The sequence below is a fragment of the Clostridium sp. 'deep sea' genome, assembly GCF_014931565.1.
Taxonomy (GTDB): Bacteria; Bacillota; UBA994; order PWPR01; family PWPR01.
In genome coordinates, this window is the sequence record NZ_CP063353.1 from 3,606,334 (window position 1) to 3,628,281 (window position 21,948).

A 21,948-nucleotide genomic window follows, 5' to 3' on the forward strand; every position below is an offset into this window, starting at 1 on the left:
TGGAGTATGTAAAATGAAATATCTAGATCCCAAAATAATGTGTATCGATATAGAAGATGATGTGATAGATAAACTTATACAAGAAGGCTTTAATGTAGATAGAGGTTCATTTGGATATAAATACTTAGTTAATCCTGATAGTGAGTGTAAACTAAATTATAAACTGGAATATTTATCTGAAAAAGAAGTTGTTATTATTAATCTAAAAGATGATAAAGTTCATAATAAAAATGAGGATGATTACGATGGATTATATAGCGGATATGATACAAAGCTATATTCATTGAAAGGAAGTAATTATTTAAATCCAAGAAATCTCACCTACCTAAATTTTCAAGAAGATATTAGGAAATTGCTATATAATGGTAATGTGGTTATTGTATTAGCCGATGCTTATGTTGAAGAAAACTATAACATAGTCGAATATAAGGATGGATATGGGAGAGGAAAGATTATTAAACTCGATAATTATTCTTGGCTCAACATTGGTTCAGTAACTAGTATGACTGGTAGGGATATATGCATTAGCAATGAAGGGGGTTATTTTCGAGATATTTTTAAAGGTTGTAAAGAAGATGAGGTAACATATTTGGCTATATTTGAAGAAGATAGAAATTCTTTAGTACTCGCTAAAAACAGATATGAAGATACTATTGCGTTTGTAAAACTTTTTGAAAATGATGGTAATGATGGACTATTAATTGTCTTACCACAGTTCCAAAATCAATATATAGTAATTAATAATTTATTAAAAGAAGTTCTTCCACAAATTAAGCCACATATATTTCCTGATTTTGTGAAAAATATTTGGCTAGAGTTAGATGATTATATTCTTCCAAAGGTGCAAAGACTAGAAATTGAAAAAAAGAAAATTGAGCGTGAATTATCCTTTAAAATCAATGATGTTAATAAAAAAATACAAGATGAAAAAGATAAGTTATCTTTTTTAACTAATATACTAACTTCAAATGGTTTCGGAGAGTTATTAGTAAAAAATATACAAAAAACTTTGCTTGAAATAGGGTATTCTAATGTTGTTAATGTTGATGATACTATAGAGGGTAATAAACAAGAAGATTTAAACATATATAATGATTATGGGTTAACAGTAATTGAAATAAAGGGACATAATGGTAATCCCACTGAAGATGATTGTCAAGCTTTGCTTAAATATATGAATAGAAACATGAAAAAACATAAGAGGTCTGATATTCATGGAATATTAATCGTTAATCATCAAAAAATGTTGCCACCTTTAGAGAGAAGTAATCCAGCATTTACAAAAGAGCAAATTGCAGATGCTGTTAGAGATGAGTATACATTGGTATCAACATGGGAGCTATACAAATCTGTTCGTTTATTACAAGAAAATCTTATTAATTTCAATGATATAGATATAAGTTTGCATACTAAAGGTTTGTTTACAGCCATACCTAAAACATGGTTATTCCTAGGAATAATAAAGAAGCTATTTCAAGAAAATACTATTGCTTGTTTTTACTTAGAGATTGATCAATTAAATGTTGGAGATGAGTTGATAGTTCAAGATAAAAATAATTATTTTTTGTTTAAGATTGAAGAAATGATGATAGAGAATAAAAGTGTCAATCAAGCAAAGAAACAAGATAAACTATCAATAAAAATTAGTAAATCTATAAGCAAAAATGCAAAGATTTATAAAAAAATAACAAGATAATTATTGATATAAAAAAAGTAGGGCTATATATGTTAATTAATATAATAGGGAATATTTTGAATAAATCTATGCCAAACTCACTTGCCTTAACATTATATTTTTATAGTTAAAATCTTTAGTTATAGTACTTAAAACTACTATTTTAATGGTATATATTAACATGTTTCTATAAACCCCTGATTCAAAGCCAACTGATGCAAAGGAGCGATAGTCTGTCTCATACTATCAAAAAATAGCTTTTTATACTGTGTATCATTACATAATAGCTCTTTATTAAGTAAGTCACTATGAACATTATAAAAGTTTTCTTTGGCTTTACTTTTTATATAAAAGTTAATTGCTGTCTTTAGACCTTGGTACTGAATATCACAAAAAGTATTTAAGTATTTATCTAAAGATGGCAATTTGTCGTTTTTAGCTGAGTTTATATTCTTAAATGTTGGTACTAAATTCCAGACTTCATCGTGTAGTACAAAACTCCAAGGTATAAAATGATCGAGACTAATTGAGCCATGTTGAGCTACATATTCATCTGTAAAAGGCAAGCCAGTATATATGTCATTAATATTAGTAATACTCATTATTTGATTCCAATATTCTTTGGCTTTTGTTAAGTTTCTTGTTTGGGGTGCTTCTAGTTTATGTAAGATAGCAGGGCTATTAGGGTTTCTTTTCTGTAAAAAGTAAATTAGCTTGTATTTTAACCAACCATCTATTATGGTTTGGTTTTTTGTTATATAGTTACACCAGTGTTTATGAATATTAATCTCTTTTTTCTCTTTACTTACTTTGTATAAAGCTATATCGCTTTCATTAGATAATTTTTCAATAATTTTATTAACCTTATAATCTTCAGCTTTAAAACAGTAAAAAGACCTTATTAATCTATAAGGCACATATTTACAAAGTTTTTTTATGTATTGCTTTATATCTTTATTATCTTTTATGCTTAATAAAAAGTCATATAAGTCATGTTCTTTAATATTACTAGTTAAGCTATAATCTTGGTAAATAGCTAATACTATTTTCCCTAAATCATCTTGTTGACCAAAGTTAAGTTTAAACTGTGTAATTGAGTACCAGCTTTTTGTAATCATTCTTAATGCTAAGTTATTGAAGCTTAAGACAGTATTGCCTAGCTTAACTTCATGTAATACTGCATAAAGCCAGTAAATTTTATAGCTATTAGTTAGGTTTTTATAATCTAACATGTTCTGAAAACCAATTATATTAAGTTCTTGGTATTGTGGTAGCAGATACATAATATTTCTCCTATTTATATAATAGCTATCACTTCGATAGAACTGACTAGATTACCTTCATAAATTATTAGAGATTGCTATTTTATAGATTTTTACGCAACTCATTTTCGATAAATCTATATTGTATAATTAAACAGGAATGGCACAAGGCACATTCCCTACAACACTTTCAGTTCAAGGCAAAGTTGTCATTTTAAAACCTAATACTTACTAAGTATTTAAACCTCTTCGTGTCCTTTGAGTTCTTGGTGGTAAAATTAAAAAAATAGAAGTAGACTAATACAAATTACAATGCTGAGGCGTAGAGATTATATTTTACCAATAACTCTTCTAGTCCCTTTGCGCACTTTGTGGTTAAAAACCATATAAAATATAACTCATAACTACCATTTTTAAATCAATAACTAACGATAAGCTTTAACCTCTTGGTGTTCTTGGTGTTCTTGGTGTTCTTGTATAATAAAAGAGTGGTTAAGCTATTAGAAATATAGCGTATAATCAAAGTAACAGATGCTGTGGATTATTACTTGTGTTCTATAGCTTAGACTATTTCACAAAGACCATAACCACAGCTTTATGTTACAACTATTAATTAGTTAGATAACGCATAGACGTTTTATCTCTAGCAAGGATATAGAACATAAAGCTGATGGAATAACAGCATCAATGAAAGGAGAAGGTCAATTAATGATCTATGTAGGAATTGATGTAGCGAGTACAAAACATGACTGTTTTATTGTTAACTCTGAGGGTGAAGTAATAGAAGAAGTATTTACAATAGCCAATAATAAAGCTGGGTTTGAAAAACTATTATCCAAGATACCAAAGGTAAATAAGAGCAAGATAAAAATTGGACTTGAGTCTACAGGGCACTATAGCAATAATATACGTAACTACCTGTATGAAAAGGGCTTTAACTTAGTAGTACTAAACCCACTCAGCACTAACCTTTATCGAAAAGCTCAGACCCTTCGCAAAACAAAAACAGATAAGATAGACGCAAAAATGATTGCCAAAATATTGCACACTGAAGACCACAAGCCCTACACCCCAATATCATACCATATAAACGAGATTAAATCTCTAACAAGAATAAGAACTCGCTGGGTAAAAATATGCAGTTTTCATAAAATATCTATTACAAGAATCCTAAGCTGTACCTTTCCAGAGCTAAAGCAAAATTTCCTTCAATACACCAAAAATCAATGTATGAAGCACTAAAGGAATACCCATCTGCTGAGTCTCTAAAAAAAGCATACCTCACTAAGTTAACCAATATATTAACAAAAAATTCTAATGGGAAATATACCAAAGATACAGCTATAAAAATAAAAAAACTAGCTCAAAACTCTATTGGTGTAGTTTGTAAGTCGCATGAGATGGACTTAGTATATAGCATAGAAGAAGTACAAGCATGTCAGAAAAGAATCAAGAATATCGAGCAAGAAATTAAAGGCATGATGACAGGGCTTGATTCACCAATACTCTCAATACCAGGGATCTCAATTGTGTATGGCTCTATCATATTATCTGAGATAGGCTCAATTCATAACTTTAGTTCACCTTCTAAACTTTTGGCCTATGCTGGTTTAGATCCTTCAACTAAGCAATCTGGAAAATTCAAAGGCAATGGCAAGATGGTTAAGCGAGGTTCAACTTATCTTAGAGCAGCTTTAATTAGTGCTGCTAGATCAGTAGCTATGTATGATTCAGTGTTTAAAGATTATCTTAATAAAAAACTAAATGAGGGTAAACATTATTTCGTTGCTCTATCTCATGTTGCAAGAAAATTAATTAGAGTAATATATCACTTACTTAGAAATAATGTAATATTTAAAGCTAGTTAGGAAACTAAAATACTATATAAAAAATAAGAGTAGAAATCTACTCTTATTTAAGTGCGTGTTCAAAATTATTTTAATTTAACACTTGACTTAACATAGTTAGTCTTTGTGGTTACAATGTATTTAAGCTCTTATCTTTAATGATCATTTTTAAACCTCATACTTTAAAACTGACAAATCAAAATATAATACTTACTTAGTGGTTTTATCCAAACACAGGAATGGCACAGAGGCACATTCCCTACAACGTAAACCTCTGAGTCCTTGGTGGTTACAATCTTTTAAGGTTTTATCATTAATGACCATTTTTAAACCTCATACTTCAAAACTACCATATCAAAATATAATACCTACTTAGTGGTTAACCCAAAAACGGAATGGCACAAGGCACATCTACAAAAATCTGTAGTGTAATTTTCATTTTTAAATCATTAACTAACTATAAGCTTTAACCTCTTCGTGTCCTTAGCGTTCTTGTATAATAAAAGAGTGGTTAAGCTATTAGAAATATAGCGTATAATCAAAGTAACAGATGCTGTGGATTATTACTTGTGTTCTATAGCTTAGACTATTTCACAAAGACCATAACCACAGCTTTATGTTACAACTATTAATTAGTTAGATAACGCATAGACGTTTTATCTCTAGCAAGGATATAGAACATAAAGCTGATGGAATAACAGCATCAATGAAAGGAGAAGGTCAATTAATGATCTATGTAGGAATTGATGTAGCGAGTACAAAACATGACTGTTTTATTGTTAACTCTGAGGGTGAAGTAATAGAAGAAGTATTTACAATAGCCAATAATAAAGCTGGGTTTGAAAAACTATTATCCAAGATACCAAAGGTAAATAAGAGCAAGATAAAAATTGGACTTGAGTCTACAGGGCATTATAGCAATAATATACGTAACTACCTGTATGAAAAGGGCTTTAACTTAGTAGTACTAAACCCACTCAGCACTAACCTTTATCGAAAAGCTCAGACCCTTCGCAAAACAAAAACAGATAAGATAGACGCAAAAATGATTGCCAAAATATTGCACACTGAAGACCACAAGCCCTACACCCCAATATCATACCATATAAACGAGATTAAATCTCTAACAAGAATAAGAACTCGCTGGGTAAAAATATGCAGTTTTCATAAAATATCTATTACAAGAATCCTAAGCTGTACCTTTCCAGAGCTAAAGCAAAATTTCCCTTCAATACACCAAAAATCAATGTATGAAGCACTAAAGGAATACCCATCTGCTGAGTCTCTAAAAAAAGCACACCTCACTAAGTTAACCAATATATTAACAAAAAATTCTAATGGGAAATATACCAAAGATACAGCTATAAAAATAAAAAAACTAGCTCAAAACTCTATTGGTGTAGTTTGTAAGTCGCATGAGATGGACTTAGTATATAGCATAGAAGAAGTACAAGCATGTCAGAAAAGAATCAAGAATATCGAGCAAGAAATTAAAGGCATGATGATAGGGCTTGATTCACCAATACTCTCAATACCAGGGATCTCAATTGTGTATGGCTCTATCATATTATCTGAGATAGGCTCAATTCATAACTTTAGTTCACCTTCTAAACTTTTGGCCTATGCTGGTTTAGATCCTTCAACTAAGCAATCTGGAAAATTCAAAGGCAATGGCAAGATGGTTAAGCGAGGTTCAACTTATCTTAGAGCAGCTTTAATTAGTGCTGCTAGATCAGTAGCTATGTATGATTCAGTGTTTAAAGATTATCTCAATAAAAAACTAAATGAGGGTAAGCATTATTTCGTTGCTCTATCTCATGTTGCAAGAAAATTAATTAGAGTAATATATCACTTGCTTAGAAATAATGTAATATTTAAAGCTAGTTAGGAAACTAAAATACTGTATAAAAAATAAGAGTAGATTTCTACTCTTATTTGAGTGTGTGTTCAAAATTATTTTAATTTAACACTTGACTTAACATAGTTAGTCTTTGTGGTTACAATGTTTTTAAGCTCTTATCTTTAATGATCATTTTTAAACCTCATACTTTAAAACTGACAAATCAAAATATAATACTTACTTAGTGGTTTTAACCAAAAACGGAATGGCACAAGGCACATTCCCTACAACGTAAACCTCTGAGTCCTTGGTGGTTACAATCTTTTAAGGTTTTATCATTAATGACCATTTTTAAACCTCATACTTCAAAACTACCAAATCACAATATAATACTTACTTAGCGGTTGACTCCAAACACAGGAATGGCACAAGGCACATTCCCTACAACAATCTGTAGTGAAATTTTCATTTTTAAACCAATAACTTACTATAAGCTTTAACCTCTTCGTGTCCTTGGCGTTCTTTGTGGTTACAATGTTTATAAGCTCTTATCTTTAATGATCATTTTTAAACCTCATACTTTAAAACTGACAAATCAAAATATAATACTTACTTAGTGGTTTTATCCAAACACAGGAATGGCACAGTACTCTTTTACTTAATACTAAAAGAAAAGACAGACACAAGGACTGTCACTACAAAGTTAACCTTTATGATTTATCTTTTCTCGTGTGCTTTGAGGTAAAGCAGACTTAAATCCGCCAACCTTAGAAGTTATGCAAAACGATGCTTTGTGCGCTTACACTATTTAATCCATCAATGTATACAATATTAGGTTTTTTGCTTGAACTACTTATTACATCATACAATACATCAGGCAGTTTTGAATTTGCTTGCTTTGCCAACTCTAATATATAGCTACCACCTGGTTTTGCTGTAAGTGTCCATGAAAGCAAAAACAGCCCGGTATCTTTACTAGGAATTTTAGTCCACTCTTTAAACTTCGCCAATTGATCATCCTTCATCTTAGAATATGAGTTGGTATTAGAATAGCTATCATATACTGTAAGATTCGCATTAGATTTTGTTTTCATACCATCCTCATAGCGGAATCTACCTGTACTTTCGTCAATGGGCTTACTATAGTCAAAAACTAGAATTAATTTACCCCTAAGTTCACTGAGGGTTAATTTAGCCAGATTTACTTTTTTATTGTCATTATTATTGTCATTATTATTGTCTTTATATGTATAGAACACAGAGCTATAACTATTTAAGAATTTATCAATTTTTTCTTTGGTTTCAGATTTATTATGACCACTATCGCCGCGGATATGAGAAACCTTGAAGATTACTGTCTCTGTATTGTGAGCATTTAAAAATGCTGTGACCTCATCAAAAACATTCTTTAAGTCTTGACCATTACAGCCATACTTGCCTTCACGATGATATGTAACTAGTTCATCATGGTCATAATCTACCCTGATATCAAAATACCTTGATCCATTAACCAATTGAGAGCCAATAGGTTCATTTTGGGTTTTAGTATATGGATCAGCAAGTATGGGAGGATTACAATGATGTGTTTCAGACATACCTGCATCATGGCTGCCTGGCATAATAACTTCTTCAAGCTTAGTATCTTTACCCAACCTTCCCATCCATGATTTTAAATCTATAAGTGTCTGTGGTGTTACTTCAATCTTGTTAACACTATTACCTCCGCGTAAAAAAACAAATTGCACGGGTATTTTTTTAGAATTTATACCACTGCCAAGCACTCTGTGATTACCAATATATGAGCAGTTTTGTCCACCAAACCACCAATTATTGCTAGCACCAGCATGTCCTTGAGCAATACCGATGTTTTTAAAGGTGAAAGTATCCTTTCCTTTTCCCAGAATACCACCTGTAATTGTCAGTTTTAAGGTGCCCATGAAACCGAAATTCAATTTGCCTGGATTATGATTGAAAGTTGTTTGATTTGCTGGGATTCTACGCTTAAACCAATTAGCTACCCTATCAGATCCGTGACGACCTATACGAAAAGTCATTTCGCCATTAGATCCAAAATGTTTCTTTAATCCGTAATAAATATGATCATCAGGATCCTGTTCATGTGGTACATAAAAATCTTCGACAGTATACTCTCCGCCTATTAATGAATAATTCCCCCCTATTGAGAATTCAACCGTATTATCATGATACTTCATAAACATACTTCCTTTCATAGTTTAATCTTAAGTGATACATATCACTTAAATAATAATTAGCAATTGCAAAATATAGGTATTATTTTTTAATTGCATACAAGTACCATATGTAGAATTGATAAAGTATAGAACATAATAGCATAAAACAATTGTAGAACTATGGTAGGATAATAGGGGAACGATGGAAGAACGGTTCTAAATGAAAAGACAGACACAAGGCCTGTCACTACGAATTTAACCTAACTCTAGGTAATGTTTTGTCTTGTTCTTTGTGTCCTTGGTTGTTCTTAGTGGTTAAACCAAATAACAGAAGTAGATTTACTCAAATTACAATGCTGATGCGTAGAGATTTCATCTACCAAAAACTATTCTTTTCCCTTGGCGCTCTTTGCGGTTTCAATTTTTTAATCACTTATTTTGAATGACCATTTTAAAACCTGATACTTCAAAACTACCAAATTAAAATAAAATATATACTTAGTGGTTGAAACCAAAAACGGAATGGCACAGAGGCACATTCCCTACAACTTTTAACCCTTTAACTGTTAAATTGTTAATATTGAAACTAATAATCATTATACTTAAGTGGTCTAAATGGAACATAAAAGCCAAAATGGAGTAGAGAAAATGAGCAAAATAAGTATAATTTGAATTGAGTTCTAAAAAAAATACCTTGCAGGTATTTTTTATTGGTACATTAGTTAGGTGTAACTAACAAATAATAGATTTTTAGGAGGATTATTATGATAAACACACCCCAAAAAACAAAAACAATTCAAGGTAAGGATTTAATAACTATAGGTATTTTTTCTGCTATTTACTTTGCTCTTAACTTTGCTGTTATGCTTTGCTCAGGTTTTTCACCATATATTTGGATTTTAATGCCTGGCATAATTGCTTTGTTAACTGGCGTTCCTTATATGATTATGACCTCTAAGGTTCAAAAATTAGGGGCAGTATTTACAATGGGATTAATCTCTGGCTTGTTATACTTTTTAACAGGACAATTTACCTTAATTATTTTAATAACTTTTGTAGTTTCTTGTGTTATAGCTGAGTTAGTTCGTTATATTACTAAGTATAAAGGATTTAAAGGCAATATGTTATCTTTTGTATTTTTTTCTTTAGGCATGACTGGTTCTCCTCTACCTTTATGGGTATTTAAAGATAGCTTTTTAAGTCAAATAGCTGGGCAGGGTATTTCAGAAAGCTATTTAAATATACTACAAAAAATTGCTTCAACAGAAATGTTAGTAGTGTTATTTGTTGCACCTGTAATAGGAGCAGTAATAGGTGCATATATCGCCAAATCTTTGTTTAAAAAGCACTTTAAAAAAGCTGGTATTGTGTAATGTTTAAGGCTCTAACTAATAAAAACTATGTGTTAGATCCAAGAACATTTATGTTGCTTTTAATAATAGTGAATATTGTAACTTTTATTCAAAGATCAGTATATGTTGAAGCTATTTTAGTTGGTAGTATAGCGCTTTTGCAGGTTATGTGTAATTGCAAAAGTTTGGCTTTAAAGTGGCTTACAGCTTATATAACTTTGTTATGTGTACAGTATTATGTGTTGCCTGTATCACCAACTTTTATAAAAGCAACTTTTTCGGTGTTATCACTGTATTCAAGAAAATTTTTCCCTTGTTTTATGTTGGGCACAATTATTGTTAGAACAACACCAGTAAGACATTTGATTATTGCTTTGCAAAAATGGAAGTTTCCACAGCAAATAATCATTCCTTTATCAATTACAATGAGATACTTTCCTGCTATTAAAGAAGAAATGTCTTATATAAGGGATGCTCTTAAATTACGTGATATAAGGGGGGTATCTAAGCTAGAATATTGTTTAGTGCCTTTAATGATTTCAGCCACTAATACAGCAGAAGAACTAGGGGCAGCAGCAGTTACTAGGGGTATAGAAAACCCTGTTAAAAAAACAAGCATAGTAGAAATGAACTTTAGGGCATCAGATTACCTTTGTTTAGTTATAGGTTTAGGCTTTATAGCTATGGCTTTAGTAATGAGATAGGAATAAAAAGAATGATAAATATTAATAATATAAACTTTGCTTATAATAGTGAAAAAAAGATTTTAAAAGATATAAATTTACATGTAAAACCAGGGCAGTGTGTGTTATTGTGTGGCAAGAGTGGTTGTGGCAAAACAACTCTCACTAAGTTGGTTAATGGTATAATACCTCATTTTACAGAACACTGCCCTTATGAGGGTAGTGTTTTTGCTGCTAATTTAAATATTAAAGATGCAAAAATGTTTGTTTTATCTCAAAAAATAGGTTCAGTATTTCAAAACCCAAAATCACAGTTTTTTAATATTGACTCTAATAGTGAACTGGTATTCGCCTTAGAGAATAGAGGCATAAATCCAACACACATCAAACAAAGATTAAACAATACCATTAATGCCTTAAAAATAAACAAACTATTGAATAGAAATATATTTAATATGTCTGGTGGTGAAAAACAAAACTTAGCTTTTGCTTCGGTTTATACTATGAATCCTGATATTTATGTGTTAGATGAACCAACAGCCAACCTTGATTATAAATCTATAGAAATATTAAAAGAGCAATTAAAGATTATAAAAAGCCAAGGTAAAACAATCTTAATTGCAGAACATCGACTTTTTTACCTTAAGGATTTAGTTGATACAGTGGTTTATTTAAACGATGGAGCAATAGAGCAGGTGTTTACAGCCGAAGAGTTTAATGCACTCAGTTTAGAGCACCGTAAAAAGTTAGGGCTACGTTCTTTGTTTAAAAGTGAGCTGCCACATGAAATCACAGAAAAACTTAATGAAAAAGCCGATTTAGTTGTTAAAAACTTATCGTGTAAAATAAAAAATAAAGCTATAATAAATAATATAAGCTTTTCTGCCAATGAGGGTGAAATTCTAGGTTTTGTAGGTGATAACGGATCAGGTAAAACTACCCTAATGCGTTGCCTTGCAGGTCTTATTAAGGAATCAGCGGGTACTATAAGCTTAAATAATCAACAATTAAAGCCTAAACAACGCAATAAATCCTGCTTTATGATTATGCAGGATGTTAATCATCAGCTATTTGCAGACAGTGTAAAAAATGAATGTGAGATATCTAATGTTAGCAATAATGAGGATGATATAAATAATTTACTCAAGTATTTTAACTTATATGAGTATTTGGAGAGTCATCCTATGGCTTTATCAGGAGGTCAAAAACAACGTTTAGCAATTGCAACTGGCTTATTATCTAATAAAAAAATCCTTATTTTTGATGAACCAACAAGTGGACTAGATTATGAACATATGTTGGCAGTTAGCAATACTATTAAGCAGTTAGCTGAAAAACATATAATTTTAATAATTACTCACGACATAGAGTTTTTAAATTTAACCTGTAGTAAAGCAATTAATATAATAAAAAATACAGTACATGTTATAAACAATTAATAAGCAATGTACACGGAGGTAGGTCTATGCTGCTTGGTAAAGGTATTGATGAATATCTTAATGTAGTATGTAAAGATGAAAATTGTGTAATATATGAAATTAAAGGTGATACAGGTGAAGGAACTATGACCTGTTATACGGTTTTTCCTGGTGTCTATTTAATGTATAACAATTTTCATATGCAATACTTTAAGTCAACAGTACATATCAATGAAGATATGTTTTGTATAGACCACTGTCGAGAGGGTCGAATTCAATGGGAGGCAGATAACAACTCTTATCTCTACTTAAAAGCTCGTGACTTAAGAATAGACAACAGGTATCAGCATGAGGGTAACTTTGAGTTTCCTTTGCGTCATTATCACGGTATTACTATAGCATTTTTTTTAGAAGAGGCATGTGATGCTGTTGCTAATTGTTTGCAAGGCTTTTCGGTAGATTTGTATAAACTCAAAGATAAGTTTTGTAAAAACGACAGATCCTTTGTAATAAGATCCGGCACCTCTATTGAGCATATTTTTTCAGAATTATATTCAGTGCCACTAGCCATAAAAAAACAGTATTTTAAAATAAAAATTTTAGAGCTTTTATTATATTTAAGCGCACTAGAGTCAGAAAATGCTGGTGAAAAACGGCCCTATTTTTATAAAAGTCAGGTAGAAAAAATTAAGGCTATTGAGTTGTTTATGACTAAAGACTTAAATAAACACTATACCTTAAACGAATTATCAGCAAAGTTTGAGATATCACTTACTGCCATGAAAAAATGTTTTAAGGGTGTTTATGGTTCTTCAATCTATGCTTATTTAAAGGCATATAGAATGAATCAGGCCGCAGTTATGTTACGCCAAAGTAAGTATAATATTGTAACTATTGCTGGCTTAGTTGGCTATGAGAGCCCTAGCAAGTTTTCAGTAGCGTTTAAATCAGTAATGGGAAAGTCTCCCTTAGAGTATCGAAAATCCTTTGTCTAAACGGAGTCTTATTATCTTAATGGAGCTGTAATGTTAAAGCAAATAACTTAAAATGTAGATAAGTTAGGTTGAGCTAACTAATCTACATTTTTTAATAAGGAGAGGCAAATGAAGAATAAAAATTGGCTCAAAACCATAATTGAATGCGCTTCTATTTGTAAATTTAAACTGACTTTGTCAGTGATTTTTGCCATAATAAGCGTTGCAGGAAGCTTAATACCTTACATTGGGGTATATCAAATACTTCAATTATTTATAAAAGGCACAGCTAATGTGCAAAATATATTGTATTGGTCGGCAATTTGTTTGTTAGGATACATGATAAAAATTATTTTTCATGGTATCTCAACTGTAATATCTCATATTTCTGCTTACACCATTTTAGAGCAAATAAGATTGAAAATAATTAATAAAATGATGAAAGCCCCTTTGGGTTCGGTGTTAAATCAAACCTCTGGCAAATTAAAAAATATTATTGTGGACAGGGTTGAAACAATTGAAATACCTTTGGCACACATGATTCCCGAAGGAATTTCAAATATTGTATTGCCAATAGTTGTGTTTTGTTACTTGTTTACAATAGATTGGCGAATGGCCTTAAGCTCATTAGCTACAGTTCCTATTGCGGCTGTTTCGTGTGTTTTTTTAATGCGTAACTTTAATAAACAATACGCTGATTACATGAAAACAAGTAACTATGTTAATAGTGTAATTGTTGAATATGTAAGTGGTATAGAGGTTATAAAAGCATTTAGTCAATCGAATAAGTCCTATGAAAAATTTTCCAATGCTGTAAAGATGTTTAGAGATTATACTTTAGCTTGGTTTCATAGCACCTGGAAATTGTTAAACTTTACAACCGTTATCTTACCTTCATCTCTATTAGGAACCATACCAATGGGATTGTATTTATATAGTAAATCTATAATCAACCCTGCTGAGTTTGCAATATGTTTAATTTTATCGTTAGGAATCATTGCTCCATTAATGTGGTTTACTACTGCCATAAATGATATGAAAGCAATAGAGTATGCCGTAAATGATGCTCAAAAACTATTAGATCTTAATGAATTACCTAACTGCACTAAAGAGGTTAAGCTTACTAATTATGATATTAAATTAAATAATGTTAGCTTTTCATATACCGGTGAAAACGGAGAGGTTAAGGCTTTAAATAAGGTTAATTTAACAATACCTCAAAGTCAGTTTACAGCCTTAGTAGGACCTTCGGGCAGTGGTAAGTCTACGGTAGCAAGATTAGTGTCACGTTTTTGGGATGTAGATACTGGGTCTATAGAATTAAGTGGAATAAATATAAAAAATATACCTTTACAGCAACTTAGTAATTCTATTAGTTATGTTAATCAAAATAACTTTTTATTTAATAGCTCTTTATTAGAAAACATTAGGCTGGGTAATCCTAGTGCTAGTGATGAGCAGGTTTATGAGGCAGCTAAAAGGGCTCAGTGTGATGAGTTTATTAAAAGACTTAAAAATGGTTATCATACCACAGCTGGAGAAGCGGGGGGTAAGCTCTCAGGAGGTGAGCGTCAAAGAATTGCTATTGCGCGAGCTATTTTAAAAAATGCACCTATAGTTATATTAGACGAAGCCACTGCCTTTACTGACCCCGAAAATGAGCATAAAATTCAAAAATCTATTGCTGAACTTACTAAAGGTAAAACCCTATTGGTTATTGCACATAGACTATCTACCGTTAAAGATGCTAATCAAATAGTTGTTATGAATAATGGTGAGGTTGTGCAAAGTGGTAAACAGCAAGAGTTATTAGCGAGTTGTCAGCTATATAATAATATGTGGCAATCCCACATAGGTGCCAAACAATGGGCAGCAGGTTATAGCAGAGAGGAGCAGGCACATGTTTCAAATAATTAAAAGACTAATAAACTGGACCGGTGAATATAAACATCGACTGTATAAGGGTTTTGTTTGCTCATTTTTTAACACAATGTTTACAGCTTTTCCAATAATGGCGGCGGCTTATACCTTTAACTTAATTGTTACTGACACTAATAACAAAAGTAATATTTCTAGTTCTACTATATTACTGGTGTTTATTGCCTTAGTTGTAGCTACTTTATTGCGATTTTATACTGCCTACAAAAAAGCGTGTTTTCAAGAAAGCATTGCTTACGAAATGACTTCTAAAGAGCGTAATGAAATAGGCAGTATTTTAAAAAGAGTTCCATTAGGATTTTTTCAAAAGAATAATGCTGGAGATTTAACTTCGGCCGTAACAACAGATTTATCTTATATGGAGCTTTATGGAATGAAAATGATAGATACAGTTGTTAATGGATATATTAGCTCTTTTACTATGGTATTGTGTTTAGCATTTTTTAACTGGCAGTTAGCTTTAGTTGCGGTAGCAGGAATATTGCTGTCTGGTTTTGCTTTGTCTTTATTGGGTAAAAAAAGTAGAAATAATGCTGCACAACACCTTACAGCTAGTGAAAAAATGACCGGTTCTACTTTAGAATATATACTAGGTTTGCCAGTCATTAAAGCCTTTGGTCAGCAGGGCATTGCCATTAAAAATATAGCTGAAGCTTATCAGTGCAGTAAAAAGATAAACATTAAAATAGAAAAGCAATTTGTTCCTTGCAATTGTTTACATCAGTTCTTTTTAAAAGTAGCTTCGGTGCTTATTGTATTGGGCTCATCTTATTTTGCTTTACAAGGCACTATGAGTTTGCCTACCATGGTTATGATGTTAATTTTCTCATTTACACTCTTTAGTAATGTAGAAATAATTAATAATGCAATTCATGTTTTAGAAATAATAAATAAAAATATGGATAAAATAGATACTATTAAACAAGCCGAGTTTATTGATAAAGACGGTAAAGACATTAAATTAAATAACTATGATATAGAATTTAATAATGTAACATTCTCTTATGATAAACGTGAAATACTTAAAAATATGTCTTTTAAAATACCTCAAAATACCACTACAGCTATTATAGGTGCATCCGGAAGCGGAAAAACAACTATTTGCAAACTAATAGCTAAATTCTATGACCCAAATAGTGGTAATATTTTAATTGGTGGCACAGACATTAAAAAACTAACTTGCGATAGTTTACTAAAAAATATTAGCATGGTTTTTCAAAATGTTTACTTATTTAAAGATACTGTGTTAAATAATATAAAGTTTGGAAATCCCAATGTAAATTTCAAAGATGTTGTTAAAGCAGCCAAAGCAGCTAGGTGTCATGAGTTTATTATGCAATTACCCAAGGGTTACAACACTGTAATTGGAGAGGGTGGCTCATCTTTATCTGGTGGTGAAAAACAACGCATAAGTATTGCTAGAGCAATATTAAAAGATTCTCCTATAGTAATTCTTGATGAAGCTACAGCAAGTGTTGACCCTGAGAATGAACATCATATTCAAGTTGCGGTAAATAATCTTACTCACGGTAAAACAATTATTATAATTGCCCATAGATTAGCAACTATTAAACATGCTGATCAAATATTAGTTATTGAAGATGGCAAGATATCTCAAAAAGGAAGACATGAAAGCCTTAAAAACGAAACAGGAATATACAAGAAATATTTAACTATAAGAGAAAAGGCCGAGGGTTGGAGTATCTAAAATTAATAAATATAAGTTACTCTTTAACTTAAGCAAAATTATAAATTATTTTTTAGTAAATAATTAATTAAAAACACAAGCAGGTAGACTAATATGTTTACCTGCTTTTTTTGACACTAATACAATAACACAAGTATAATTAACATAATTAATTAGCTTAAATTAGTAATAAAATATGATAATCAATAATGTTTAAAGTATGGAGGATAAAATGAATAGTATAAAAAACTTTTACTTAAAACTACTGCCTCTTTTTTCGGGTGGTTTGTTAATTTATTGGCTGTATGAAATGTATGTAAATATTAAAGCTGGTAGTAATGATAGATTATTTTTAGATATCGTTATCATATTTTTATTAGTTACCAGTTTTGCAAGTAGTTTGTATTTGCAAATTAAACGTAGAAGAGATAAAAAAAATAAAGACCAGTAGTTTTCTTATACTATGGTTACTACAATTTATAACTGAGAATAAATTTTTTGTATCTTGACTCTACCATGGTGTGAGACAGTATCATTTAATACGTAATCTATTATTAAGCAAAAGGAGTTGACTTTTTGTTTAGAATTGGTGATTTTTCAAAACTTACTCAGGTTTCTATCCGTATGTTAAGGTATTACGATAATACTAACTTGTTTAAACCTCATTTTAGTGATGAGACTACTGGCTATCGATACTATTCGGCATATCAAATACCAACTATTAGTTTAATTGTATCTCTGCGAGATATGGGTTTTTCGGTTGCTGAGATTAAAGAGGTATGCCATTATGATACTCTAAATGATTTAAAATCTTTATTAACTAAACGAAAAAACGAGGTAGAGAATAGTATTACTGAGCAGTTCTCCAGACTAAAACAAATCAATGACTTTATTGCTAATATTAATAAGGAGCGTGTTAATATGAATTATAATGTTCAATTAAAGTCTTTGCCATCGTATAAAGTTGTGTCTTTAAGAGAGCTTGTAGAGGATTATAGTCAAGAAGGTATGTTATGGGGCAAGTTAGGTGAGTTTGCTGAACAAAACAGGATTAAGCTAAACCAAGTTTCCTATACTGTTTATCATGATCGTAGCTATAAAGAAAAAAATATAGATATTGAGGTTATGATAGGTGTAGATGAGTTAGGTGAGTCTCAAGGTGAGTTTGTATTTAAAGAAACTGAGCCAGTTAATAAGGTAGCTAGTATTTTAGTTAGTGGTGATTATACTAACTTAAAAGAGGCTTATGCTTATTTAGCTAAGTGGATTGAAGACAATAATTATACTATTAATGGAATTGCCCTACAATCTTGTTTAAAGGGCCCCCATAATGCCAATAAAGTAGAAGATTATTTAACAGAGTTGCTTATGCCCATTTGTTAAGAATTAAAATATTAAAATCAAAAACAGAGGTCACCCCTAAAAAGGTGATTTCTTTGTTAATAATAAGATGTATGACAAATTAGTCACTTTAAAGTCATTTTATACTCATATCTTAAGCGTAAAATATTTATTATATGAGAATCAAGAGTACAGTATAAAAAAACTAAAGGAGTGCGTAAAATGAATATTATAAAAAAGGGATTTAACATGTTATTAACTATATTGGCGGTTATAACTATTTTAATAGGAGGTTTAATAATTACCATAATACAAGTTTTACGAAGTGTATTAAAAAAATTGAGCAGAAGTAAACATAAACCACAAATATACAAGTGTAAGTCATCAAGATTAGTGCAAAAAGTTTAGTAAAACCTATTATAAAAATTAACTTTTTATATATTTAACTAAGCACTTTACAACTAAACATATTAAGCCAACTAAACAAGCTGTATTAAACAGTTGGAACAACATAGTCCAAAAATTTATATTCATAAGAAACTCCTTAGTATATAGAATAAATAATACATTTGTTTTAAAAACAAATACACTACGTGAAACCGTAGGTAAGCTCACCACTTATTTCACTTGTGAAATATTCACTACACGACACGCTGCAAGCAAGTACACCACGAGCTGGAGCTTTAGCGATAGCTTTTACTTACTTTTTAAATAATAAATAGCTATTTGAGTTCTGTGTTTTAAATTTGTTTTATTAAGGATAGAGGTAATATAATTTTTAACTGTTCCCTGAGATATAAATAGTTTACCAGCTATTTCCTTATTACTCAAGCCTTCGGAGATAGCTTTTACTACATCCAGTTCACGTTCTGTAAACATCTTTATATCCGCATGAGATTCTGTATTTATATTATCTCTTAGTTTATCTAAAACATTGCCCTGAATTACAGAGTTACCACTGTAAATTGTTTTTATAGCCGATTTTATTTTATCGGGGGTATTGTTTTTTAGCAAATAACCTTTGGCACCATTTTTTATTGCTTCACGAATATACTCATCTTCATCAAAGGTAGTTAAAATTAAAACCTGAGTAGTGCTATTGTCAACAATTTGTTTGGTGGCATTAACGCCATTCATCACAGGCATTCTTATGTCTAGTAAAGCAATATCTATATTAGAACTATTGCAAATATTAATAGCCTCTTGTCCATTTTCTACACAAGAAATTACCTCAATTTCGTTATCCATATCTAAAATAATTTTTAAACTCTCTCTTATTAGCGAGTCATCGTCTGCTATTAAAACTCGAATAGGCATTATTACACCCCTTTACAAATCTATTAATTATATGCAATAAGAAATCATAGAGAACTAGCCTAATTACGGTATCGTTCGTGTTAAATAAACTGATAAGCTAAAAACCTCATTACGCCGTGGATTATAGCGACCATTTATTCCTAAAGAGGCAGTATTGTTATAACCGAAAAACCATTACTTCCATCAATAATAACTGTGCCGTTTAAGTTTTGGGTACGCTCTTCCATACCTAAGATACCAAGCCCTTTTTTAACTGATAAAGCACCAATTCCGTTATCTTTAACCTCAACTTTTATAAGTTTATTGAGTACCTCAATTTTTATGTTCAGCTTTGTAGCTTTACTATACTTTACAGTATTAGTAATAGCCTCTTTTACATTCTTTAAAATCACTCTCCACTGCAAATAAGTTATTACATCTATATTTTCATCATAAAAAAGGTTATATTTTAAGCTATTTACTTTTTGAGTTTCACTTAAAAGCACCTTAAGGTTGTGTAAGCCTAATTGTTCTGAGCTAGGTTTAATATCTGTTAAGGTTTGCCTTATTTGCTCCATACCTTTTCGTAAAACTTTTAAAGTTGAATCTATTAAGGAACTAGATTTTTCAGGATTAATTTTTAGTAAAGCTTTGGCAGCTTCTAACTGCATCACACTTCCTGTAATAGTGTGACCAATGTTATCGTGTATTTGTTGAGCAATTTTATTGCGTTCTTCGAGTTGAGATAACTCTTTTAACTCGTTTTCGTAGCTTTTATCTTTATCTAACCGGTTTTGCAAATAGTGATTTTTTTTACGTAATGAGTCATTTAAATCAGTTAGTCTTTGCATTGCTGAAGAGGCTTTGCTTATTACTATATATAATAAACAGTTAATATTAATTAAAAGTGCAAATTCTGCTTTAATACTCATATTTATAAAAGGAAGTAATGTTAACATTAATATACTAGTAGTTATATTACTGATTTTATAATAATGGGCAAGTAAAAAAACATTAATAGGTAAAAGCAAAATTATGGCTTTGTCTATAAAGCTAAATACTATTATGATAAATACTAAAATAACAAATAGTAAGATTTTTTTTAGAGATATTTTTTTGAGTATATAAAATGTAAGTTTTAAACAAACAAAGAGCAATAAGCTCAATAGAATTGTAGGTAACTCTACAGTACCAAGCCTTAAATGATACCAGCAATAATAAATAATTACTATAAATTCATTTAATAAAAACCACTTCTCCATAATAACTCCTATTTTTGTTTTTTTAATTATATCATATTGCCTTAAACGTTAGCAGGTATAGCCAAGTAAGTTTATTAGCACACCTATTTATTTAATAATACATGACTTTAGTCACATGTAAAACCTTACTTTTTTCAACTACCTTTTTTTTGTTAAATTTTGTACTATGTTATTAAGGAAAATAAAGCTTAGATCAATAGGGAAACAATATTTTAATTATTAGGGAGTTGAAATAATGAATATAGTTGAAATTAAAGCATTAACAAAAAAATTTAAGGACATAATTGCTGTTGATAACATTAGTTTGAATATTGAACAAGGTGAAATATATGGCTTGTTAGGTCCTAATGGTGCAGGTAAAAGTACGACAATTAAGATTATATCTGGCTTACTTAAAAAGAACAAAGGCGAGGTATTAGTTTTAGGTAAAAATATAGATAAACACAGTACCTTTACCAAACAAAACATGGGAATAGTGCCTCAAAATATTACTATCTATAGTGATTTAACAGCAAGTGAGAATGTAAGTTTTTTTGCTAGCCTTTATGGTTTAAAGGGAGAAAAACTAAAAAAGCAAACTCAAGAGGCTTTAGAGTTTGTAGATTTAGCAGATAAAGCAAATCAGTTTCCTAAAAGTTTTTCTGGAGGAATGAAAAGGCGTTTAAATATTGCCTGTGCTATTGCACACAGGCCTAAGCTAATCATCATGGATGAACCAACAGTAGGCATTGATCCACAGTCTCGTAATCATATTTTAGAGTCTGTAAAAAAGCTTAATCAATTAGGTTGTACCATTATTTATACCACTCATTACATGGAAGAGGTTGAGTCTCTATGTAGTAAAATAGGTATTATTGATCATGGTAAACTGATAGCAGAAGGAACAAATGCAGAGCTTAAATCTATTGTAAGTGATCGAAAATCTATTATCATTTCAGTAGATGACAGCTCTAAGATCAACACCCATAAATTAAGTGAAATAGAGGGTGTTATAGATGTTGTGGTTATTGATAACATACTAAAAATTGCTAATAAAAAAGAGATTAATAATTGGGATAAAATCATTATGTTGCTCAATAAAAGTGAAGTTATTATTAAAAACATAGAGAGTGAAGCACCTAGTTTAGAGACAGTATTTTTAACTTTAACAGGTAGAAAACTAAGGGATTAAGTGGTGTATT

18 protein-coding genes are annotated in these 21,948 nt (G+C 30.6%); 14 read left to right on the top strand and 4 right to left on the bottom strand.

What is annotated here, in order from left to right:
- Positions 1–13 precede the first annotated feature (13 nt).
- Positions 14–1,696, top strand: a complete 1,683-nt coding sequence (locus tag IMX26_RS16675; RefSeq protein WP_195159487.1) for a hypothetical protein — start codon at positions 14–16, stop codon at positions 1,694–1,696.
- 155 nt (positions 1,697–1,851) lie between these two features.
- On the opposite strand, the gene IMX26_RS16680 is transcribed toward IMX26_RS16675, so the two are convergent.
- Entirely contained in the window at positions 1,852–2,958 is a 1,107-nt protein-coding gene (locus tag IMX26_RS16680) for an HNH endonuclease domain-containing protein (protein WP_195159488.1), read from the bottom strand.
- Between the two features lie 666 nt (positions 2,959–3,624).
- On the opposite strand from IMX26_RS16680, the gene IMX26_RS18005 reads away from it, so the two are divergent.
- From IMX26_RS18005 to IMX26_RS16690, 3 genes are all read left to right on the top strand, one after another.
- Positions 3,625–4,179, top strand: a complete 555-nt coding sequence (locus tag IMX26_RS18005) for an IS110 family transposase (protein ID WP_243259202.1) — start codon at positions 3,625–3,627, stop codon at positions 4,177–4,179.
- Complete coding sequence (locus tag IMX26_RS18010) at positions 4,164–4,805, top strand: transposase (RefSeq protein WP_243259203.1); 642 nt, start codon at positions 4,164–4,166, stop codon at positions 4,803–4,805. Before IMX26_RS18005 ends, IMX26_RS18010 begins: the two co-directional genes overlap by 16 nt.
- 685 nt (positions 4,806–5,490) lie before the next feature.
- Positions 5,491–6,672 carry an IS110 family transposase gene (locus IMX26_RS16690; protein WP_243259204.1) on the top strand — a complete coding sequence of 394 codons (1,182 nt, stop codon included), beginning with the start codon at positions 5,491–5,493 and terminating at the stop codon, positions 6,670–6,672.
- Between the two features lie 719 nt (positions 6,673–7,391).
- Here IMX26_RS16690 and IMX26_RS16695 read toward each other — a convergent pair.
- Positions 7,392–8,678, bottom strand: coding sequence for a phosphatidylinositol-specific phospholipase C domain-containing protein (locus IMX26_RS16695; protein WP_195159489.1), 1,287 nt, complete (start codon positions 8,676–8,678; stop codon positions 7,392–7,394).
- A gap of 902 nt (positions 8,679–9,580) precedes the next feature.
- Between IMX26_RS16695 and IMX26_RS16700 the strand changes: the two genes are divergently transcribed.
- The 9 genes from IMX26_RS16700 to IMX26_RS16740 all read left to right on the top strand — a co-directional run bounded on the left by IMX26_RS16700 (position 9,581) and on the right by IMX26_RS16740 (position 18,617).
- Entirely contained in the window at positions 9,581–10,189 is a 609-nt protein-coding gene (locus IMX26_RS16700; protein WP_195159490.1) for an MptD family putative ECF transporter S component, read from the top strand.
- Positions 10,189–10,872, top strand: a complete 684-nt coding sequence (locus tag IMX26_RS16705) for an energy-coupling factor transporter transmembrane component T (RefSeq protein ID WP_195159491.1) — start codon at positions 10,189–10,191, stop codon at positions 10,870–10,872. The genes IMX26_RS16700 and IMX26_RS16705 overlap by 1 nt, the downstream gene beginning before the upstream one ends.
- A gap of 11 nt (positions 10,873–10,883) precedes the next feature.
- Complete coding sequence (locus IMX26_RS16710) at positions 10,884–12,290, top strand: energy-coupling factor ABC transporter ATP-binding protein (protein ID WP_195159492.1); 1,407 nt, start codon at positions 10,884–10,886, stop codon at positions 12,288–12,290.
- Positions 12,291–12,316: 26 nt separating this feature from the next.
- Entirely contained in the window at positions 12,317–13,264 is a 948-nt protein-coding gene (locus tag IMX26_RS16715) for an AraC family transcriptional regulator (protein ID WP_195159493.1), read from the top strand.
- 108 nt (positions 13,265–13,372) lie between these two features.
- Positions 13,373–15,160, top strand: a complete 1,788-nt coding sequence (locus IMX26_RS16720) for an ABC transporter ATP-binding protein (protein WP_195159494.1) — start codon at positions 13,373–13,375, stop codon at positions 15,158–15,160.
- Positions 15,144–16,889, top strand: coding sequence for an ABC transporter ATP-binding protein (locus tag IMX26_RS16725; RefSeq protein ID WP_195159495.1), 1,746 nt, complete (start codon positions 15,144–15,146; stop codon positions 16,887–16,889). The genes IMX26_RS16720 and IMX26_RS16725 overlap by 17 nt, the downstream gene beginning before the upstream one ends.
- A 211-nt stretch (positions 16,890–17,100) precedes the next feature.
- Positions 17,101–17,319, top strand: a complete 219-nt coding sequence (locus IMX26_RS16730; protein WP_195159496.1) for a hypothetical protein — start codon at positions 17,101–17,103, stop codon at positions 17,317–17,319.
- Between the two features lie 125 nt (positions 17,320–17,444).
- Complete coding sequence (locus IMX26_RS16735; RefSeq protein WP_195159497.1) at positions 17,445–18,251, top strand: MerR family transcriptional regulator; 807 nt, start codon at positions 17,445–17,447, stop codon at positions 18,249–18,251.
- A gap of 180 nt (positions 18,252–18,431) precedes the next feature.
- Positions 18,432–18,617 carry a hypothetical protein gene (locus IMX26_RS16740; protein ID WP_195159498.1) on the top strand — a complete coding sequence of 62 codons (186 nt, stop codon included), beginning with the start codon at positions 18,432–18,434 and terminating at the stop codon, positions 18,615–18,617.
- A gap of 288 nt (positions 18,618–18,905) precedes the next feature.
- Here IMX26_RS16740 and IMX26_RS16745 read toward each other — a convergent pair whose 3' ends face one another.
- Together IMX26_RS16745 and IMX26_RS16750 are read right to left on the bottom strand one after the other, a co-directional pair.
- On the bottom strand, positions 18,906–19,526 hold the full coding sequence (locus tag IMX26_RS16745; RefSeq protein ID WP_195159499.1) for a response regulator transcription factor: 621 nt from the start codon (positions 19,524–19,526) through the stop codon (positions 18,906–18,908).
- A gap of 140 nt (positions 19,527–19,666) precedes the next feature.
- Positions 19,667–20,767 carry a sensor histidine kinase gene (locus IMX26_RS16750; protein WP_195159500.1) on the bottom strand — a complete coding sequence of 367 codons (1,101 nt, stop codon included), beginning with the start codon at positions 20,765–20,767 and terminating at the stop codon, positions 19,667–19,669.
- 235 nt (positions 20,768–21,002) lie between these two features.
- Between IMX26_RS16750 and IMX26_RS16755 the strand changes: the two genes are divergently transcribed.
- Positions 21,003–21,938 (top strand): ABC transporter ATP-binding protein, encoded by a 936-nt coding sequence (locus IMX26_RS16755; protein ID WP_195159501.1) that lies wholly within the window; start codon positions 21,003–21,005, stop codon positions 21,936–21,938.
- Positions 21,939–21,948 lie beyond the last annotated feature (10 nt).